The sequence below is a fragment of the Mesorhizobium sp. M0659 genome (assembly GCF_040320605.1).
Classification (GTDB): Bacteria; Pseudomonadota; Alphaproteobacteria; order Rhizobiales; family Rhizobiaceae; genus Mesorhizobium.
Map to the genome: position 1 here is coordinate 97782 of NZ_JAMYPY010000016.1, position 16537 is coordinate 114318.

18 protein-coding genes are annotated in these 16537 nt (G+C 62.5%); 10 read left to right on the forward strand and 8 right to left on the reverse strand.

Features of this window, described 5'->3' with window-relative positions:
* Positions 1-65 precede the first annotated feature (65 nt).
* Complete coding sequence (locus NKI31_RS23390) at positions 66-662, forward strand: T6SS immunity protein Tdi1 domain-containing protein (protein ID WP_023685696.1); 597 nt, start codon at positions 66-68, stop codon at positions 660-662.
* 6 nt (positions 663-668) lie between these two features.
* Here the strand turns inward: NKI31_RS23390 and NKI31_RS23395 are convergent, their stop codons facing one another.
* The 3 genes from NKI31_RS23395 to NKI31_RS23405 are packed head-to-tail and all read right to left on the reverse strand — an operon-like array spanning position 669 to position 2960.
* Positions 669-1118 (reverse strand): DNA polymerase III subunit chi, encoded by a 450-nt coding sequence (locus tag NKI31_RS23395; RefSeq protein WP_023672739.1) that lies wholly within the window; start codon positions 1116-1118, stop codon positions 669-671.
* Between the two features lie 8 nt (positions 1119-1126).
* A complete protein-coding gene (locus tag NKI31_RS23400; protein WP_352652642.1) occupies positions 1127-2617 on the reverse strand; it encodes a leucyl aminopeptidase in 1491 nt (496 codons plus the stop codon).
* Between the two features lie 49 nt (positions 2618-2666).
* Positions 2667-2960, reverse strand: coding sequence for a hypothetical protein (locus tag NKI31_RS23405; RefSeq protein ID WP_155923279.1), 294 nt, complete (start codon positions 2958-2960; stop codon positions 2667-2669).
* 32 nt (positions 2961-2992) lie between these two features.
* Between NKI31_RS23405 and lptF the strand changes: the two genes are divergently transcribed.
* The 9 genes from lptF to NKI31_RS23450 all read left to right on the forward strand — a co-directional run bounded on the left by lptF (position 2993) and on the right by NKI31_RS23450 (position 11554).
* Positions 2993-4192, forward strand: a complete 1200-nt coding sequence (gene lptF, locus NKI31_RS23410) for an LPS export ABC transporter permease LptF (RefSeq protein ID WP_023672737.1) — start codon at positions 2993-2995, stop codon at positions 4190-4192.
* Between the two features lie 2 nt (positions 4193-4194).
* Positions 4195-5277, forward strand: coding sequence for an LPS export ABC transporter permease LptG (gene lptG / locus NKI31_RS23415; RefSeq protein WP_023695591.1), 1083 nt, complete (start codon positions 4195-4197; stop codon positions 5275-5277).
* A complete protein-coding gene (locus tag NKI31_RS23420; protein WP_023742320.1) occupies positions 5277-7709 on the forward strand; it encodes an LPS-assembly protein LptD in 2433 nt (810 codons plus the stop codon). Before lptG ends, NKI31_RS23420 begins: the two co-directional genes overlap by 1 nt.
* Positions 7710-7800: 91 nt before the next feature.
* Positions 7801-8730 carry a peptidylprolyl isomerase gene (locus NKI31_RS23425; RefSeq protein ID WP_023826924.1) on the forward strand — a complete coding sequence of 310 codons (930 nt, stop codon included), beginning with the start codon at positions 7801-7803 and terminating at the stop codon, positions 8728-8730.
* Between the two features lie 12 nt (positions 8731-8742).
* Entirely contained in the window at positions 8743-9771 is a 1029-nt protein-coding gene (gene pdxA, locus NKI31_RS23430) for a 4-hydroxythreonine-4-phosphate dehydrogenase PdxA (RefSeq protein WP_031193551.1), read from the forward strand.
* A 38-nt stretch (positions 9772-9809) separates the two neighbouring features.
* A complete protein-coding gene (gene rsmA / locus NKI31_RS23435; protein WP_352652661.1) occupies positions 9810-10646 on the forward strand; it encodes a 16S rRNA (adenine(1518)-N(6)/adenine(1519)-N(6))-dimethyltransferase RsmA in 837 nt (278 codons plus the stop codon).
* A 115-nt stretch (positions 10647-10761) separates the two neighbouring features.
* Positions 10762-10965: a hypothetical protein gene (locus NKI31_RS23440; RefSeq protein ID WP_023693963.1), complete on the forward strand. Its 204-nt coding sequence runs from the start codon at positions 10762-10764 to the stop codon at positions 10963-10965.
* A 9-nt stretch (positions 10966-10974) separates the two neighbouring features.
* Positions 10975-11295 (forward strand): hypothetical protein, encoded by a 321-nt coding sequence (locus tag NKI31_RS23445; RefSeq protein ID WP_352652643.1) that lies wholly within the window; start codon positions 10975-10977, stop codon positions 11293-11295.
* A 52-nt stretch (positions 11296-11347) separates the two neighbouring features.
* The gene (locus tag NKI31_RS23450; protein WP_352652644.1) at positions 11348-11554 is read left to right on the forward strand and encodes a Fic family protein; all 207 of its coding nucleotides are present in this window, start codon (positions 11348-11350) and stop codon (positions 11552-11554) included.
* A gap of 84 nt (positions 11555-11638) precedes the next feature.
* Here the strand turns inward: NKI31_RS23450 and gmk are convergent, their stop codons facing one another.
* The 5 genes from gmk to NKI31_RS23475 all read right to left on the reverse strand — a co-directional run bounded on the left by gmk (position 11639) and on the right by NKI31_RS23475 (position 16468).
* Positions 11639-12313 (reverse strand): guanylate kinase, encoded by a 675-nt coding sequence (gene gmk / locus NKI31_RS23455; RefSeq protein ID WP_023672729.1) that lies wholly within the window; start codon positions 12311-12313, stop codon positions 11639-11641.
* A gap of 6 nt (positions 12314-12319) precedes the next feature.
* Positions 12320-13210: a YicC/YloC family endoribonuclease gene (locus tag NKI31_RS23460; RefSeq protein WP_023695597.1), complete on the reverse strand. Its 891-nt coding sequence runs from the start codon at positions 13208-13210 to the stop codon at positions 12320-12322.
* Positions 13211-13472: 262 nt separating this feature from the next.
* Positions 13473-14732, reverse strand: a complete 1260-nt coding sequence (gene mltG / locus NKI31_RS23465; protein WP_352652645.1) for an endolytic transglycosylase MltG — start codon at positions 14730-14732, stop codon at positions 13473-13475.
* A gap of 202 nt (positions 14733-14934) precedes the next feature.
* Positions 14935-16197 (reverse strand): beta-ketoacyl-ACP synthase II, encoded by a 1263-nt coding sequence (gene fabF, locus NKI31_RS23470; protein ID WP_352652646.1) that lies wholly within the window; start codon positions 16195-16197, stop codon positions 14935-14937.
* Positions 16198-16231: 34 nt separating this feature from the next.
* Positions 16232-16468: an acyl carrier protein gene (locus NKI31_RS23475; protein ID WP_006203723.1), complete on the reverse strand. Its 237-nt coding sequence runs from the start codon at positions 16466-16468 to the stop codon at positions 16232-16234.
* Between the last annotated feature and the right edge of the window lie 69 nt (positions 16469-16537).

Sequence of the window (16537 nt, forward strand, 5' to 3'; positions counted from 1 at the left end):
ATGGAGCCTTCAGTGGATTGCGGCTAGAATCTCTCGCAAGTATAAAGACCCGTACGGGGGCGATTATGGCCAGATCTTTTTTCCGCTTTATTTCTTCAATTTTTGGCGCGTCCGACGCCAGACAGGAAGGAAAAGCCGAGGCCAACAGAGCCAATACAGGGGGCTTGATCAGAGCCGAATGGCCCCATGACTATCAGTTCCTCTTTATCGAACCACCTGCGAACGAAGTCGCGGAAGCGTTGGACGGCTGGAAGTGGATCGGACTGGATGGCCTTGAACCAGCTGCGGTGTCAGCTTTCGGCGACATATTTTTCCGTGCCGGCGACGGGTCGGTTCGTCATCTCGATATGCTCGACGGGAAATTGACCAGAATTGCGGGTCATTGGGCGGAATTTCAGGCCGACTTGCAGAATGAAGCGCGCCGCGACGAGTTGCTGCTGGCGGGCCTTGTCGTTGCCGCCCGAAAGAACGGACTGATTCCGGCAGCCGGCCAATGCTATGATTTCAAGAAGCCGCCGGTGCTTGGCGGCGAAATGAGTCTGCGAGAGATGGAAACGACGTTTTTCGTTGTGAAGGTGCATATCGCCGGCCAAATCCATCGGCAGGTGAAAGATCTCCCGCAGGGCGCGAAGATAAACAAGGTTACGATCAGCGACCGATAACGCGACTTACGCCTTGCGCTCCCAGCGACGGTCGGGCGTCTGCTGCCAGTAGGTGACAGCGTGGCCCGCTTCTTTCAACACCTTCCAATGCGTCCGCGCCCCTTCGACCTGGGCCGCGTCATGGCCGTCGAACAGGAACACGGCGCGTTCGTAGCCGGCGAGATCGGCGGGTGCGGCGCCATCGACGAGGAAGCGTATCTGCGCCTGGTTGGGGTTGGCGTCGCTCGTGGTGAGCAGGATTGGCTGTTCGGCCGGATGGGCTTCACGGTCGGTCGCGTGCGCGAGGAACGAATCGTCCCTGAATGTCCACAGATGCAGGTCGAGCGCATCGCGCCGCTCCTCGGTCCCTGTCTGCACCACGGCGCGCCAGCCGCGATCGACGCTGCGCTCGAGCAGGCCGGGAAGCGCATCCTCCAGCGTCGATTCGGTCAGGTGGTAGAACAGGACATCGGCCATTCCCTGCCTTATCCCTCGTAATTGTCGCGCACCAGCCGGTCGAGCAGCCTGACGCCGAAACCCGAGCCCCAGGACTGGTTGATCTCGCTCGGCGGCGAGCCCATCGCGGTGCCGGCGATGTCGAGATGCGCCCACGGCGTTTCCTTGACGAACCGGTGCAGGAACTGCGCGGCGATGATGGCGCCACCATAGCGGCCGCCGATGTTCTTCATGTCGGCGTTCTTGGAATCGATCAGCTTGTCGTATTCGGGCCCAAGCGGCATGCGCCAGAGCCGCTCCTGACTCGCCTGGCCGGCCGCCGTCAACCTGTCCGAAAGTTCGTCATTGTTGGAGAACAGGCCGGCATAATGCTGGCCGAGCGCGACCATGATGGCGCCAGTCAGCGTCGCCAGATTGACCATGAATTTCGGCTGGAAGCGGTCGTTGCAATACCACAGCGCGTCGGCCAGAACGAGGCGTCCTTCGGCATCGGTGTTGAGCACCTCGATGGTCTGACCCGACATCGAGGTGACGATGTCGCCGGGGCGCTGGGCATGGCCGTCGACGGCATTTTCCACCAGCCCGACGATGCCGACGACATTGGCCTTGGCCTTTCGCGCGGCCAGCGCCTGGATGAGCCCGATGACGGCCGCGGCACCGCCCATGTCGCCCTTCATGTCTTCCATGCCGGAGGCCGGCTTCATAGAATTGCCGCCGGTGTCGAAGGTGACGCCCTTGCCGACGAAGGCGACCGGTGCGTCCTTGGCCTTGCCGCCCTTCCATTGCATGACAGCCATCCGGGCGCCGCGCGGCGAACCCTGCGCGACACCGAGGAGCGAGCCCATGCCGAGCTTCTTCATTTCCTTCTCGGTGAGGATCTCGACCTCGACGCCGAGCGCTTCCAGTTCCTTGGCGCGGGCGGCGAATTCGATCGGGCCGAGCGTATTGGCCGGTTCGTTGACAAGGTCGCGCGCCAGAAGCACGCCGTCGATGACCGCAACCTCGTCGGCGAAGGCCTTTTTCGCCGCGGCGGGATCGGCGGTGTGGATGGTCACCTTGACCGGTTTCTTCGGCTCGGCATCGTCCTTGTCTTTCCTGGTCTTGTATTTGTCGAAGGAGTAGCTGCGAAGAATGATGCCGGCGGCAAGGTTCGCCGCTTGCCTGCCGCCAATCTTTGCGCCCGGCACATCGAGGATGACGGCCACCTCCGCTGCCTTGCGCAGGGACGCGGCGATGGTGCCGCCAAGCTTCAGCCAGGCAAAGTCATCGAGGCCGGCGACCTTGCCGGCGCCGACCGCCACCAGTCGGTCGAGCGATGTTCCCTGCGGCGCCAGCACTTCGACGACACCGGCGAATTTTCCGGAAAACTCCGCCACCGGAAACGCCCGCGCCAGCGTTCCTGAGGGGTCGCAGGCCTTTGCCGGTTCGCCAAGACCACCATCGTCGGCCGCCAGCACGAAGATGCTGCCCTTTTTGGGTGCGGCAAATTTGGCGAAGGCGATCAATGGTCTCAAAGTCATCAGGTCCTGCTTTCGGGAAACGGCTCAGATTTTCAGGAAAAATGCATTCTCAGGGAAGATGCGCGACATTTGGGCGTTTTCCTTGATTTGGCAAGACTTTGCCGGAATCAGGGCTCATATGCGCAGCGGAATCGATAACGATTCGTCGCGGCACGGCTCCGCTTTCCTGCCGCAACCTGTTGTTAACCATTGATGTTCTCCCTTTCTTATCCATTGCCGCCGACACTCCGGCCTGCGGGACGGGCGATGTGGGACGGAGAATCGGATCGAACCGCCTGAAAGAAATGGCCAAACGCACCCAGTTGTACAGCCGCAGCCGGACGACTACCTTGTCGGCGGGCATGATGCCGTTCGGCAAATCGAGAAAAGCCTTACATGAAGGTCGTTGAACGCTACATCATGCGTCGCGCACTGGCGGTGTTTCTCGCTGCGCTGATCTGGACGCTGGCCATTGTCTGGACGACGCAGGTGCTTGCCCGCATCGACCTGGTCACCGATAGTGGCCAATCGGCGCTGACTTTTTTCGAGGTCGCGGGCCTCATCATCCCCACCATCATCCCGATCGTGGTGCCATTCGCCCTGGTGGTGGCGGTGGCCCAGACGCTCAGCGTCATGAACTCCGATTCGGAATTGGCCGTCATCAACGCCGCCGGCGCCTCGCGCTGGACGATTGTGCGGCCGGTCCTGCTGATCGCGCTGGCGGCCAGCGTCTTTTCCTTCGCGGTCGACAATGGCGTCGAACCCTATGCCAGGCAGAAGAACCGCCAGCTGATCGCGTCCTCGCGCGCCGATCTCTTGTCGCTGATCATCCAGGAAGGCACGTTCCGCAAGATCGACGACGGGCTGTTCCTGCAGATAGGCGAGCGGCTGCCGGACAACCGGCTCGGCGGCATCTTCGTGGCCGATTCGCGCGAGGAAGGCGCCAATCTGATCTATTATGCCAAGAGTGGTAGCGTCGTCGAAAAGGGTGATGAGAAGGTGCTGATGATGAATGACGGCGTCATTCATCGCAAGACGCTGACCGGCGATCTGTCGGTTATCCGCTTCACGTCCTACGCCTTCGACCTTTCCGCCTTCATGTCGGCGGCGAACGATATCATGCTCCTGCCCAAGGACCGAACGACGCAATACCTGCTCAACCCGGATCCGAACGACAAGATCTTCCAGCGCAGGCCCGGCGCCTACAAGGCCGAGCTCGACCAGCGCTTTTCCGAATGGTCCTATTCGCTGGTGTTCGCGCTGATCGCGCTGGCGGTCGCAGGCGATGCGCGCTCACACCGCGAGGCGCGCATCCACCCGCTGATCACAGCCATCGCCATTGCGCTGTTCGTGCGCTGGCTGGGCTTCTTTGCCGCCGGCAAGGCCGACAAGATCCCGCAATACGCCTATATGGTCTATGGCGTGCCGGTCATCGCCTCGGCGGTCGCCATCTGGTTCATCGTCACCTCGCGAAGCATGGAACTGCCCGGCAGCTGGGCCGACTGGATGACGAATTTCGCCGGCCGCGTCAGCGATGGCTGGACGGCGCTCAAGCTGCGCCTCAATCGGCGCTACACATCCGGCCAGGGAGCCTGACGATGGGCTGGACCCTGGGCCGCTACTTCTTCTTTCGCTACGTGTCGATCACGATCTGGTTCTTCATCGGCCTTCTGGCGCTGGTGTTCCTGATCGACTTCACCGAGCTGTCCGGCCGCATCACCGGCCTGCCGGGCTTCACCTACGGCACGGCGGTCGCCATCTCGGCGCTGAGGATGCCGATGATCATGCTGCAGACGGTGCCGTTCGTCGGCCTGTTCTCGGCGATGGCGACGCTGGTCTCGCTCAACCGAAAATACGAGCTGGTGATTGCGCGCTCGGCCGGAGTGTCGGCCTGGCAGTTTCTGTTGCCCTGCTGCATCGGTGCGCTGTTATTCGGCATATTGTCGGTCGGCGTGCTCAATCCGATCGCCGCGCATGGCTTCTCATGGTCGGAGCAGATGGAAAACCAGCTGCGATCCGGCAATTCGAACGCGGTGGCGGCCGATGCCACGCCGTGGATCCGCCAGAAAACCAACTCCGGCGATACCATCATCGGCGCCCGCGCCATCCTGAACCAGGGCCTGGAAATGGCCGACACCGTGTTCTTCGTCCTCGATCCGCAGGGCAATATCGTCGAGCGCAAGGACGCGGCCCGGGCCTTTCTGCGCGACGGCTACTGGGAATTGCAGGACGTCAAGGTGTTCAAGGACGGCAACATCCGTTCCGAAACGACCGACCAGTTGCCGACCAACCTCAAGCCGGAATTCGTGCAGGAACGGCTGGCGCGCCCCGAAACCATCCCGTTTTACGACCTTCCCGGCAAGATTGAGGTTGCCCGCTCCTTCGGCCTCAAGGCAAATGCCTTCGCCATGCAGTTCGATTCGCTGGTGGCGTTACCGTTCCTGCTTGTGGCCATGACGCTGATTGCGGCAACAGTTTCAATGCGATTTGCGAGGATGGGGCAGTCGGCAACGATGATTCTGGGTGGCGTCCTCGCCGGCTTTCTGCTTTATGTCGTTTCGGTATTGGTCAAGGCATTCGGCGTTGCGGGATTCGTGCCCACAGCCGTGGCTGCATGGGTTCCGGTTGTCGTGGCTATGTTCTTTGGGGTGACATTCCTGCTATACAAGGAAGACGGCTAGTGAGGGAGGCGGCTTTGCGCAGCCATAGGCAGGCCGGTTTGGCGCGCCTCTATTCGGCGAGCGCCTTGGCATGCCTGCTCGCCTGCGGCGTGCTGACGGCCCCTGCGCTGGCGCAGGACGTTACCGACGTGGCAACGAAGGTTCCCTCCGGCTCCCAGATGCTGCTGGCGGCCGACACGCTCGTCTATAACAACGACAACCAGACGGTCACCGCCATCGGCGGCGTCCAGATCGACTATGGCGGCAACAAGCTCGTCGCCCAGCGCGTCGTCTATGATCGAAACACCAAGCGGCTGGTTGCCAGCGGCAATGTCGAGATCGTCAACAGCGACGGCACCAAGATCAACTCGCAGCATATCGACATTACCGACGATTTCGCTGACGGTTTCGTTAATGCGCTGCGCGTCGAAACGCCCGAAAAGGCCTATTTCGCCGCCGAAAGCGCCGAGCGCATGGGCGGCGTGCTGACGACGTTCCACAACGGCGTCTATACGGCCTGCGAGCCTTGCGAAGACAAGCCGGACAAGGCGCCGACCTGGCGGATCAAAGCCAGGAAGATCATCTGGAACGGCGAAAAGAAGACGGTTCGCTTCGAGAATGCGAATTTCGAATTCTTCGGTTTCCCGCTGGCTTATCTGCCGGCGTTCGAGATCGCCGACCCGACGGTCAAGCGCAAAAGCGGCTTCCTGATCCCCAGCATCGGCTACAACAACCGTCTCGGCGTCGGCGTCAAAGTCCCCTACTACTTCGCTTTGTCGCCGACCTACGACCTCACCGTTACCGGCAGCGGCTACACCAAGCAGGGTTTCCTCGGCGAGGCCGAGTGGCGCCAGCGCTTCAACAATGGCCAGTACACGCTGAAGCTTGCCGGAATCAACCAGCAGGACCCTGGCGCTTTCCGTGATTTCGCGGCTTTCCCCGACGGCTACAATGTCAATTCGGGGCCAGCAGGCGATCCGAACAAATTCCGCGGCATGATGGGCACCAAAGGCCAGTTCGCCATCAATCCGCGCTGGGACTTCGGCTGGGATATCCTGCTTCAGACCGACAAGAATTTTTCGCGTACCTACACGATCGAAGGCTACAACGACGCCGTGCATCAATCGTCGGTCTACCTGACCGGCCTAAACGACCGCAACTATTTCGATGTGCGCGCCATGCGCTTCCAGGTTCAGGAGAACACACCGGACGGCAACGTCGCATCGCGCAGCGACAAGCAGCCCTGGGTGTTGCCGTCGCTCGACTATGCCTACATCCCCGACATGTCGGTGGCCGGCGGCCAGCTGTCGTTCAACGTCAATGCGCGCATCATCCGCCGCGACGATCTCGATCAGGCCTATTTTACCCCCTATGTGCCGGGCTCAGGCGTCCAGCGCGTGCGCGGCATCGAGGGCGAATCCGGTCGCCTCACCGCCGAGGCCGAATGGAAGCGTACCTTCACCACGGACGGCGGATTGCAGTTGACGCCGCTTCTGGCTCTGCAGGGCGACGTCGACTATCTCAACGCTTCTTCGGCTTCGCTGACTGCGGTAAACCAGATGGCGACGAATGTCGGTGCCGCCGACGACATGCGGTCTTCCTTCGCCCGGTACATGGCGACCGCCGGACTTGAAATGCGCTGGCCGGTGCTGTTCTCGATGACCGGCTCCAGCCATATCGTCGAGCCGATGGCGCAGGTCTTCATGCGCCCGAATGAGCAGTATGTCGGCGGGCTCGCCGTTCCCAACGAGGATGCACAGAGCTTCGTCTTCGACGCCACGACGCTGTTCGAGCGCGACAAGTTCTCCGGCTACGACCGCGTCGAAGGCGGCAGCCGCGCCAATGTCGGGTTCCGCTATTCCGGCGCCTACGACAATGGCTGGGGCACCAACGCGATCTTCGGCCAATCCTACCAGTTGGGCGGGCGCAACTCGTTCGATTCACCGGATCTGGTCAATGCGGGCGCCGATTCCGGCTTGGAGACTTCGACCTCCGACTATGTCGGCCTTGTCGGCTTCAGCAGCCCGAGCGGCTTCTCCGGTTCGCTCAGCGGCCGCTTCGACGAGCAGACCTTCGAAGTTCGCCGTGCCGAGGTGAAGGCCGCCTATTCCGGGCTGCCGGTTTCGCTGAGCGCCAAATACGCCTTCATCCAGGCGCAGCCCCTCTATGGTTTCACCACCGACCGCCACGAAGTCACGCTCGGCGCCTCGACACACCTGGCCGAAAACTGGCGCGTCTTCGGCACCGGCACCTACGACCTGCAACAAAGCGTGCTGGTCAAGGACGGCGTCGGCTTTGCCTACAATGATTCCTGCTTCACCTACCTGATGACGTACTCGGAATCACGCGACATCAACACCAAGGAAGTGTCGCAGAATGTCGGCTTCAACCTGTCGTTCCGCACGCTCGGCGATTTCGGCTCGTCCCAAAGCTCGATCGACTCCATCCAGTAGAGCCGGCTGACGACATCGTTTTGCCGCATAAAGCGGGCACGGATTTCGCCAATATCGGGCTGGAATCGGCCAAAACCGGGCTAGAATTGGGATGCTTTCGATGAGGAAATACCTGTTTTCGGCAGGATTCGCGCTCCTGTTGGCGGCGACCTCGGTCTCCGTCACCATGATAGTACCGCCGGCCTTCGCCAGTGAAATCAAGTATGTCGTCAACAACATGCCGATCACCACCGGCGACATCGCGCACCGGGCTGCCTTCCTGAAACTGCAGCGCAAGAAGGGTGACGCGGGTCAGGAAATGATCGACCAGACGCTGCGTATGGCGGAGGCCAGGCGTCTCGGCATCCGCATCTCCGACGCCCAGGTAGAGGCTGCCTATCAGCGCTTTGCCTCGAGCAACAAGATGCAGCTCAAGCAGCTCGACGGTGTCATGGCGCAGTCCGGCGTGACCAAGGAGCATTTCAAGGAATTCATCCGCTCCCAGATGGCGTGGAACCAGGCGCTGAGCGCACGCTACAGCGGCGGCGGCGGGGAGGTGAGCGAACAGGATCTGGTCAAGCGCATGCTCGAAAAAGGCGGCGCCAAGCCAAGCGCCACCGAGTACATGCTGCAGCAGGTGATCTTCGTGGTGCCGAAGGCCGAGCGCAGTGCCACACTCGCCAAACGCAAGCGCGAGGCCGAAGCCATGCGCGCCCGCTTCAATGGCTGCAACACCACGCGTGAATTCGCCAAGGGCCTGATCGACGTCACCGTTCGCGACCTCCCCCGATTGCTGGCGCCGCAACTGCCGCCGGACTGGGCCGAGCAGATCAAGGCCACCAAGCTGGGCGGCGCCACGGCCGTGCGCGAGACCGATCGCGGCATCGAATTCATCGGCATCTGCTCATCGCGCGAGGTTTCCGACGACAAGGCGGCCCAGATGGTGTTCCAGAGCGAAGGCAGCGGCGACAAGAACGCCGACGAGCTCTCGGCCAAGTATGTCGAAGAGCTGAAGGCGAAAGCCAAGATCGTTACGCGCTGAACCGGCCCAGCCGTGCATGAGACAGAGCTTCCGCTGGCGCTGAGCGTCGGCGATCCATCCGGCGTCGGTCCGGAAATCGCCATTGCCGCGTGGCAGAGCGCCCGCGGTTCCGGTGCCGCGCCCTTCTATCTTCTCGCCGATCCGGCGCTGATTGCCGCGCGGGCGCGCCGGCTCGGCGCGGCGGTGGCAATCGCCGAGACGGTGCCGGCCCAAGCAGCTGGTGTCTTTCAACACGCCTTGCCCGTGGTGCCGCTGGCGGCCCACTTCACCGACGATCCCGGCCGGCCCGACCCGGCCAATGCCGCCGGTATCATCGAGGCCATCGATCGCGCGGTCGCCGACTGCCTTGCCGGTCACGCGGCCGCGGTCGTCACCTGCCCGATCGCCAAGAAGCCGCTTTACGATGCCGGCTTCGGCTTTCCCGGTCACACCGAATATCTGGCGCATCTGGCCTCGCTCCACACCGGCGGCACGGTAACGCCGGTGATGCTGCTCGCCGGCCCCGAATTGCGCACCGTTCCGGTCACCATCCACATCGCGCTGGCCGAGGTGCCGAAGACGCTGACGACGGAGCTGATCGTTGCCATCGCGCGCATCACCGCCGGCGATCTTGCACGCCGTTTCGGCATCGCCAGGCCGAGGCTCGCGCTTGCCGGCCTCAATCCGCATGCCGGCGAAAGCGGCGCCATGGGGACAGAGGACGAGCGCATCATTCGTCCTGCGGTCGACATGTTGCGGGCGCAAGGCATCGATGCCTTCGGGCCGCTGCCGGCCGATACGATGTTTCATGCGCGCGCCCGCGCCGGCTACGACGTGGCGGTCTGCATGTATCATGACCAGGCGTTGATCCCGGCCAAGGCGCTGGCCTTCGACGAGGCCGTCAACGTCACGCTTGGCCTGCCGTTCATCCGCACCTCGCCCGATCACGGCACAGCCTTCGACATCGCCGGCAAGGGCATCGCACGTCCCGACAGCCTGATCGCGGCGCTGAAGCTGGCCCGCCGGCTGGCCGATACCGGCGCAAAGCCCGCAGTTGCATGAGCCAAAAATCATGAGCCCAAATCATGAGCCCAAAATTCATGAGCATTGACGGGCTGCCGCCGCTGCGCGAGGTGATCGAGCGCCATGGACTGCAGGCAAAGAAGGCGCTTGGCCAGAATTTCCTGCTCGACCTCAATTTGACCGGCAAGATCGCGCGGGTCGCCGGCGACCTCAGCGACAGCACGGTGATCGAGGTCGGCCCCGGCCCCGGCGGGCTGACCAGGGCGCTGCTCTCTGCCGGTGCCCGTCGCGTCGTCGCTATCGAGCGCGACGAACGCTGCCTGGCGGCCTTGGCCGAGGTCTCCAACCACTATCCGGGCCGGCTCGAGGTGATCAGCGGCGATGCGCTGAAGACGGATTTTGCCGCTCTTGCCAATGCCGCGTCACAAGGCGGCCCGGTGAGGATTGCCGCCAACCTGCCCTACAATATCGGCACCGAGCTGTTGATCCGTTGGCTGACCGTGGCGGACTGGCCGCCCTTCTATCAATCGATGACGCTGATGTTCCAGCGCGAGGTGGCCGAGCGCATTGTCGCCGGTGCCGGCGGCGATGCTTATGGCCGGCTCGGCGTGCTGGCGGGCTGGCGGACCGAGGCGAGGATCGCCTTCGACGTGCCGCCTCAAGCGTTCACGCCGCCCCCCAAGGTAACGTCCTCGGTGGTGCATCTGGTGCCGCGCGCCAACCCTTTGTCAACCGACGTGAAAAAACTCGGCCGCGTCACCGAAGCCGCTTTCGGCCAGCGCCGGAAGATGCTGCGGCAGAGCGTGAAGAGCCTGGGTGGCGAGGCACTGCTGACGCGCGCCGGCATCGATCCGACCCGGCGTGCGGAGACGCTCAGCGTCGAGGAATTCGTGCGGCTGACAAACGCGGTTTGACCGGCGGCGCTAGCGCGGCCGTGGACCCAAATCGCATCCTGTGTGACAGCGACGACAAGCAGCATATAGCGGCATGCAGTTGCCGGTGAGTCGCCGAGCGTGATATTGTCGTCATATGAAAAAGAGTACCTCAAGCCTCCGGCCGACCCAAAATGGCCAGTTTGTCCTGACCAGCGGCAGGGGCGAAAAAATCAGCGCGGTTGAAGGCTTGAAGCTATCGCAACGTATGGGCTTCATTCTGAAGGAAAGCCGTGAGCGCGGCCTGAGCGGGGATGAGCGCAGGGCGCTTATCAAGGACCAAGTAACCCGCAAGAAGTAGGATCGGCAGGTGGTCTATGCCGCTGAACATGATCCGCTGTGCTACCCAGGCACGACCGTTCTCCGCAACAGGCTGAATATCAAAGACCAGGCCCGACTCGATGAATTCGAGTTGGCACTTTTCCTGACCAGGGCCGACGAACATATCCCCGCAGGCCGTCTGGATTTCGAGCACTACAAGGCTGTCCACCATCACCTGTTCCAGGACGTTTACGAATGGGCGGGAGAGGTTCGCGCCATCCGCATCGGCAAGGGGGGGGCAACTGGTTCTGCTATCCTGAGTATATCAACCAGGAAATGCATAGAATTTTCGGCGAACTCGCCGACGTGATTATCTCTGCGAACTCGACCTCGACGCCTTCGCCGTTCGGGCCGCGCATGTTTTGGCCGAAATTAATGCCGTCCACCCGTTTCGCGAAGGCAACGGCCGCACGCAGCTTACCTTTCTGGCAATGCTGATGGAGAATGCGGGATTCCCATTCAATGCCGATATGTTCGGTCGCGAAAACGTCCTGAATGCGATGATTGAGAGCTTTGCCGGCGAGGAAACCCCATTTGCAGAACTCATAAAAGATATCGCCAGCCAGTAACAGATGCCCACAGCGTCATATTGCCAGATCGTTTGCCAAAGACGCCTTCATGGGGACAGCCGGCCATCGGGGAACGACAGCTGCCTATTCCGTCTTCTCGTCCAGCAACCCCGAGACGAAATCGAACAGCCCGGGCCGGCGGTCGCGCCGCAGCCTTTCCGCCGTCACGATGCCACGCACTTCGGCAAACGCGCGGTCGAGATCGTCGTTGACGATGACAAAGTCATATTCCTTCCAGTGCTCGATCTCGTTGCGGGCGTTCTTCAGCCTGGTCTCGATCACGTGCTCCTGGTCCTCGGCGCGGCGCTTGAGGCGCGACTTCAATTCCTTCATCGACGGCGGCAGGATGAAGATCGAGACGATGTCGGCGCGCATCTTCTCCTTGAGCTGCTGGGCGCCTTGCCAGTCGATGTCGAAGAGCATGTCACGGCCCTGCGCCAGCGCCAGTTCGGCCGGCTCGCGCGGCGTCGCGTAGCAATTGCCGTGCACCTCGGCCCATTCGAGCAATGCGTCGGAATCGCGCAGCCGCTCGAACTCGCGCGTGGTGCGGAAGTGATAGTGGACGCCCTCGATCTCCGAGCCGCGGCGTGGCCTGGTAGTGACCGAGACCGATAATTCCAGGCTGCCGTCGCTTTCCAGCAGGTTGCGCGCGATCGTCGACTTGCCGGCGCCCGACGGCGACGACAGGACCAGCATCAGCCCGCGGCGGCGAATGCGGGATCCGAGATCCCTGGCAACCATCGGCTCCTTGCCACCCATTCGGGTTTACTCCAGATTTTGGACCTGTTCGCGAAACTGGTCGACCACCGCCTTCAGTTCCAGCCCGATGGCGGTGACAGTGGCGGCGTTCGACTTGGAACACAGCGTATTCGATTCGCGGTTGAATTCCTGCGCCAGAAAATCGAGCTTGCGGCCGATGGCGCCGCCATTTGCCAGCAGCGCTCTGCCCGACGCCACATGCGTCTTCAGCCGGTCGATCTCTTCACGGATATCGGCCTTGGTGGCCAGGAACGCCGCTTCCATGTGCAGCCGGCCGGCATCGAGATTGGCCGACGCATCCATCAGCAGCCGCACCTGTTCGGCGATCCGCTCGCGGATCGCCGCCGGTTCGCGCGACGGGTCGGCCTCGGCTTGAAGCGTCAGCGCCTCAATGGCGTCGATATGGCCGGAAAGCAGCGAACGCAGCGCTTCGCCCTCGCTCTGGCGTGCCTGCTCGAGACCTGTAAGCGCCGTTTCCAGCGCCGACAGGATTGACGCGTCGAGTGCTGCCCGCACCTCCTCGGTTTCGCTGGTTTCAGGGATATCGAGCACGCCGCGCAGAGAAAGCAGACCGTCGGCAGTTGCCGGACCAACACCGAACTGGTCCTGCAGCCGCTTGGCCAAGCCCGCCAGATCCCTGAGGAAGGCTTCGTTGACCACCGGCTGCGCCTGCTGGCCGGCGGCGCGGCCGACGGTCAGCGTCGCTTGGAAATTGCCACGCGAAAAGCGCTTCTGCAGCGTCTGCCGCACAGTCGGTTCGAGCCGCTCGAAACCTTGCGGCAACCGCAACCTGACCTCGACGCTCTTGCCGTTGACCGACTTGACCTCCCAGGCGATCGAGGCGCCGTCATGTTCGGCAACAGTGCGTGCAAATCCGGTCATGCTCTGCAAATTCATGATGCGGCTCGTGTTTCCCTGATGGTCCGATTCTACAAATTGCGCATGCGTTCGATATCACGGGCGGCGCGAATGTCAGAATCGCAATACCGGCAAGATGTTGATTTCCGCTGTCGTTTCGATCGCGCAGGGCTGAAATCGAGAAGCAGAGGCACCCGAGCAAGACCGAAAACGCTTCGAACCCCGCTACTCGTTCAAAGCAGCAGCGCGTCCGCCTCTGTCCGCGTTGCTTAAGGTCGATCCGTCTGAAAGCGCCGACCTGCTACTGGGCGGCACCCGTATCGCCGCCGGCATCACCGCTGCCACCGGCGGCATCGCCACTTGCGTCACCGTTGTCGTCGCCATCCGCCGGCGCATCGGTCTGGCCCGGAGTCTTGGCGCCCTTGGCGGCGTCTTCAGCCTGCTTCTTCTGCAGTGCCCGGTAGCGGGCAACGTTCTCATTGTGCTCGGCAAGCGTGGTGGCAAAGACGTGGCCGCCGGTGCCGTCGGCGACGAAATAGAGATCATCGGTCTTCGACGGGTTGGCGACGGCTTCGAGCGCGGCGCGGCCGGGATTGGCGATCGGCGTCGGCGGCAGGCCATTGATCAGATAGGTGTTGTAAGGCGTCTGTTTCTGGATGTCAGATTGATAAATCGGCCGGTCGGCGGGTTTGCCCTTGCCGCCGAACAGGCCGTAAATGATGGTCGGATCGGATTGCAGCCGCATGCCCTTGGCCAGACGGTTGAGGAAGACGGCGGCAACGCGCGAGCGCTCGTCGCCCCGGCCGGTTTCCTTTTCGACGATCGAGGCCAAGGTGACGAAGTCGTCGACATTGGCCAGAGGCAGGTCGGGCGCGCGCCGCTGCCAGACCTCGTCGACCAGCTTCTTCTGGTCGGCGAGCAGCTTGTCGACCATCTGTTGGCGCGTGGCGCCGCGGGTAAAGCGCAGCGTGTCGGTGGCGAGGCTGCCCTCAGCCGGCTTGGCGGCCGGCATGTCGCCGGTCAGCGCATCCTGCTCGGCGATGCGCTGCAGCGCCTGCTCGACCGTCAGGCCCTCGGGAATGGTCAGCGAATACATCACCGACTTGCCGCTCTTCAGAAGCTCCATGATGTCGCGCATGGAGGCGCGCGGCTTTATCTCGTATTCGCCTGCCTTCAGCGCTGAATCATTGCCATAGACCCGCACGGCGATGCGGAAGATGCGGGCATCGCTGATCAGCCCACGCCGTTCGAGCTGGTCGGCAATATCCTGGACGCCGGTGCTCGGCTTGACCAGGAAGGTGTCGCCGGCCACCGACGGGCCCGGTTCGTTGAATGCCTGCTTGCCGAAATAGAGCGAAACGCCGGCGGCGAGGATCATCAACATCACCGCGGAGATGACGAAGTTCATGAACACGACGACTTGGCTGCGCGAGGCGCGCGAGCGCTTTGGTGGTGGTGTGCCGGCTTCCGGGCGCAAAGCTTCGGCCGCGGTCTTCGGCACGATCGGGCCGGTCTGCTGGTTTTGTCCGAATTGTCCGCTGCCGCCCGGATTGGTGTTCATTAGCGCCCTACCATCTGATCTCTTAGAGCGACCATGCGCCCGATTGGACGCACAGCGTGCCCTAACATTTCAAGCCTACGCATCGTGCTTTAAAAAAAAGCGCCTTCGGTTTCAGGCCGATGCGACGAATCCCCAGCGGCAGAGTAGGCTTGAATATGGCAAAATTGACGACAGACCGCTGGCGCGCCGGTCGATACCGCAATCAGCCTGTATAACGCTGGAATACCAGCGAAGCGTTGGTGCCGCCGAAGCCGAAGGAGTTGGACAGCGCCACGTCGACCTGGCGATGCCGTGGCGTGTTCGGAACAAGATCGATCGCGGTTTCGCGTTCCGGGTTGTCAAGATTGATGGTGGCTGGCGCGATGTTGTCTCTGATAGCGAGGATCGAAAAGATCGCCTCGGCGGCACCCGCGGCACCCAGGAGATGGCCGATCGACGACTTGGTCGACGACATCGAGATTTTCGAGGCGGCGTTGCCGACCAGCCGCTCGACGGCGCCGAGTTCGATCGTGTCGGCCATGGTCGAGGTGCCGTGCGCGTTGATGTAGTCGACGTCGGCGGGCGTCAGCTTGGCCCGGTTCAGCGCCGCCGTCATGCAGCGGAAGGCGCCGTCGCCGTCTTCGGCCGGTGCAGTGATGTGATAGGCATCGCCGGTCAGGCCGTAGCCGGTGACCTCGGCATAGATCTTGGCGCCGCGCGCCTTGGCGTGTTCGAGTTCTTCCAGCACGACGACCCCGGCGCCCTCGCCCATGACGAAGCCGTCACGGTCGCGGTCATAGGGACGCGAGGCCTTCTCAGGCGTGTCGTTGCGGTCGGTGGACAGTGCCCGGCAAGCAGCGAAGCCGGCAAGCGATAGTCTGGTCACCGGCGATTCCGCGCCGCCGGCCAGCATCACGTCGGCATCGCCGAAGATGATCAGCCGGGCGGCATCGCCAATGGCGTGCGCGCCGGTCGAGCAGGCGGTGACGACGGCGTGGTTGGGGCCTCTCAGCCCATGCCGGATCGATACCTGGCCAGATACCAGGTTGATAATGTTGCCGGGAATGAAGAATGGACTGATACGGCGCGGTCCGCGCTCTTTCAGGATGATAGCGTTCTCGGCGATGCCCTCGAGGCCGCCAATGCCGGAGCCGATCATGACGCCGGTGGCGCAGCGCTCGGCTTCGGTGCTGGGCTCCCAGCCGGAATCCTTCAGCGCTTCGTCGGCGGCCGCAATCCCGTAAAGGATGAAGTCGCCGATCTTGCGCAGTTCCTTGGGCTCGAGCACGGCTTCGGGATTGAGCGTGCCGTTGGTGCCGTCACCGCGAGGAATGACGTGGGCGATCTTGCAGGCAAGATCTTCCACTTCGAACTCGGTGACGCGCTTGGCGGCGCTGCGGCCGGTCAGAAGTTCCTTCCAGCTGTGCTCGAAGCCCATGCCGAACGGCGAAACCAGGCCAAGGCCCGTGACGACGACACGCCTCATCGCAGGTCCTCCCCGGTGATGACTGCGGATAGTGTCAGGCCGAAGCCTTGTCGATGTACTTCACGGCATCGCCGACGGTCAGGATGGTCTCGGCCGCATCGTCCGGAATCTCGACGCCGAACTCTTCTTCGAAGGCCATGACGAGTTCGACCGTGTCGAGGCTGTCCGCGCCCAGATCATCGATGAAGCTCGCCTGCTCCGTCACCTTGTCGGCATCGACGCCAAGATGTTCGATGACGATCTTCTTGACGCGCTCTGCGGTGTCACTCATTTGGGGCATCCTCGTCTTTTGTTTGTCTGTCTTCGTTAGCGGGCAGAATGCCGCTAATCAAGCTGAAAG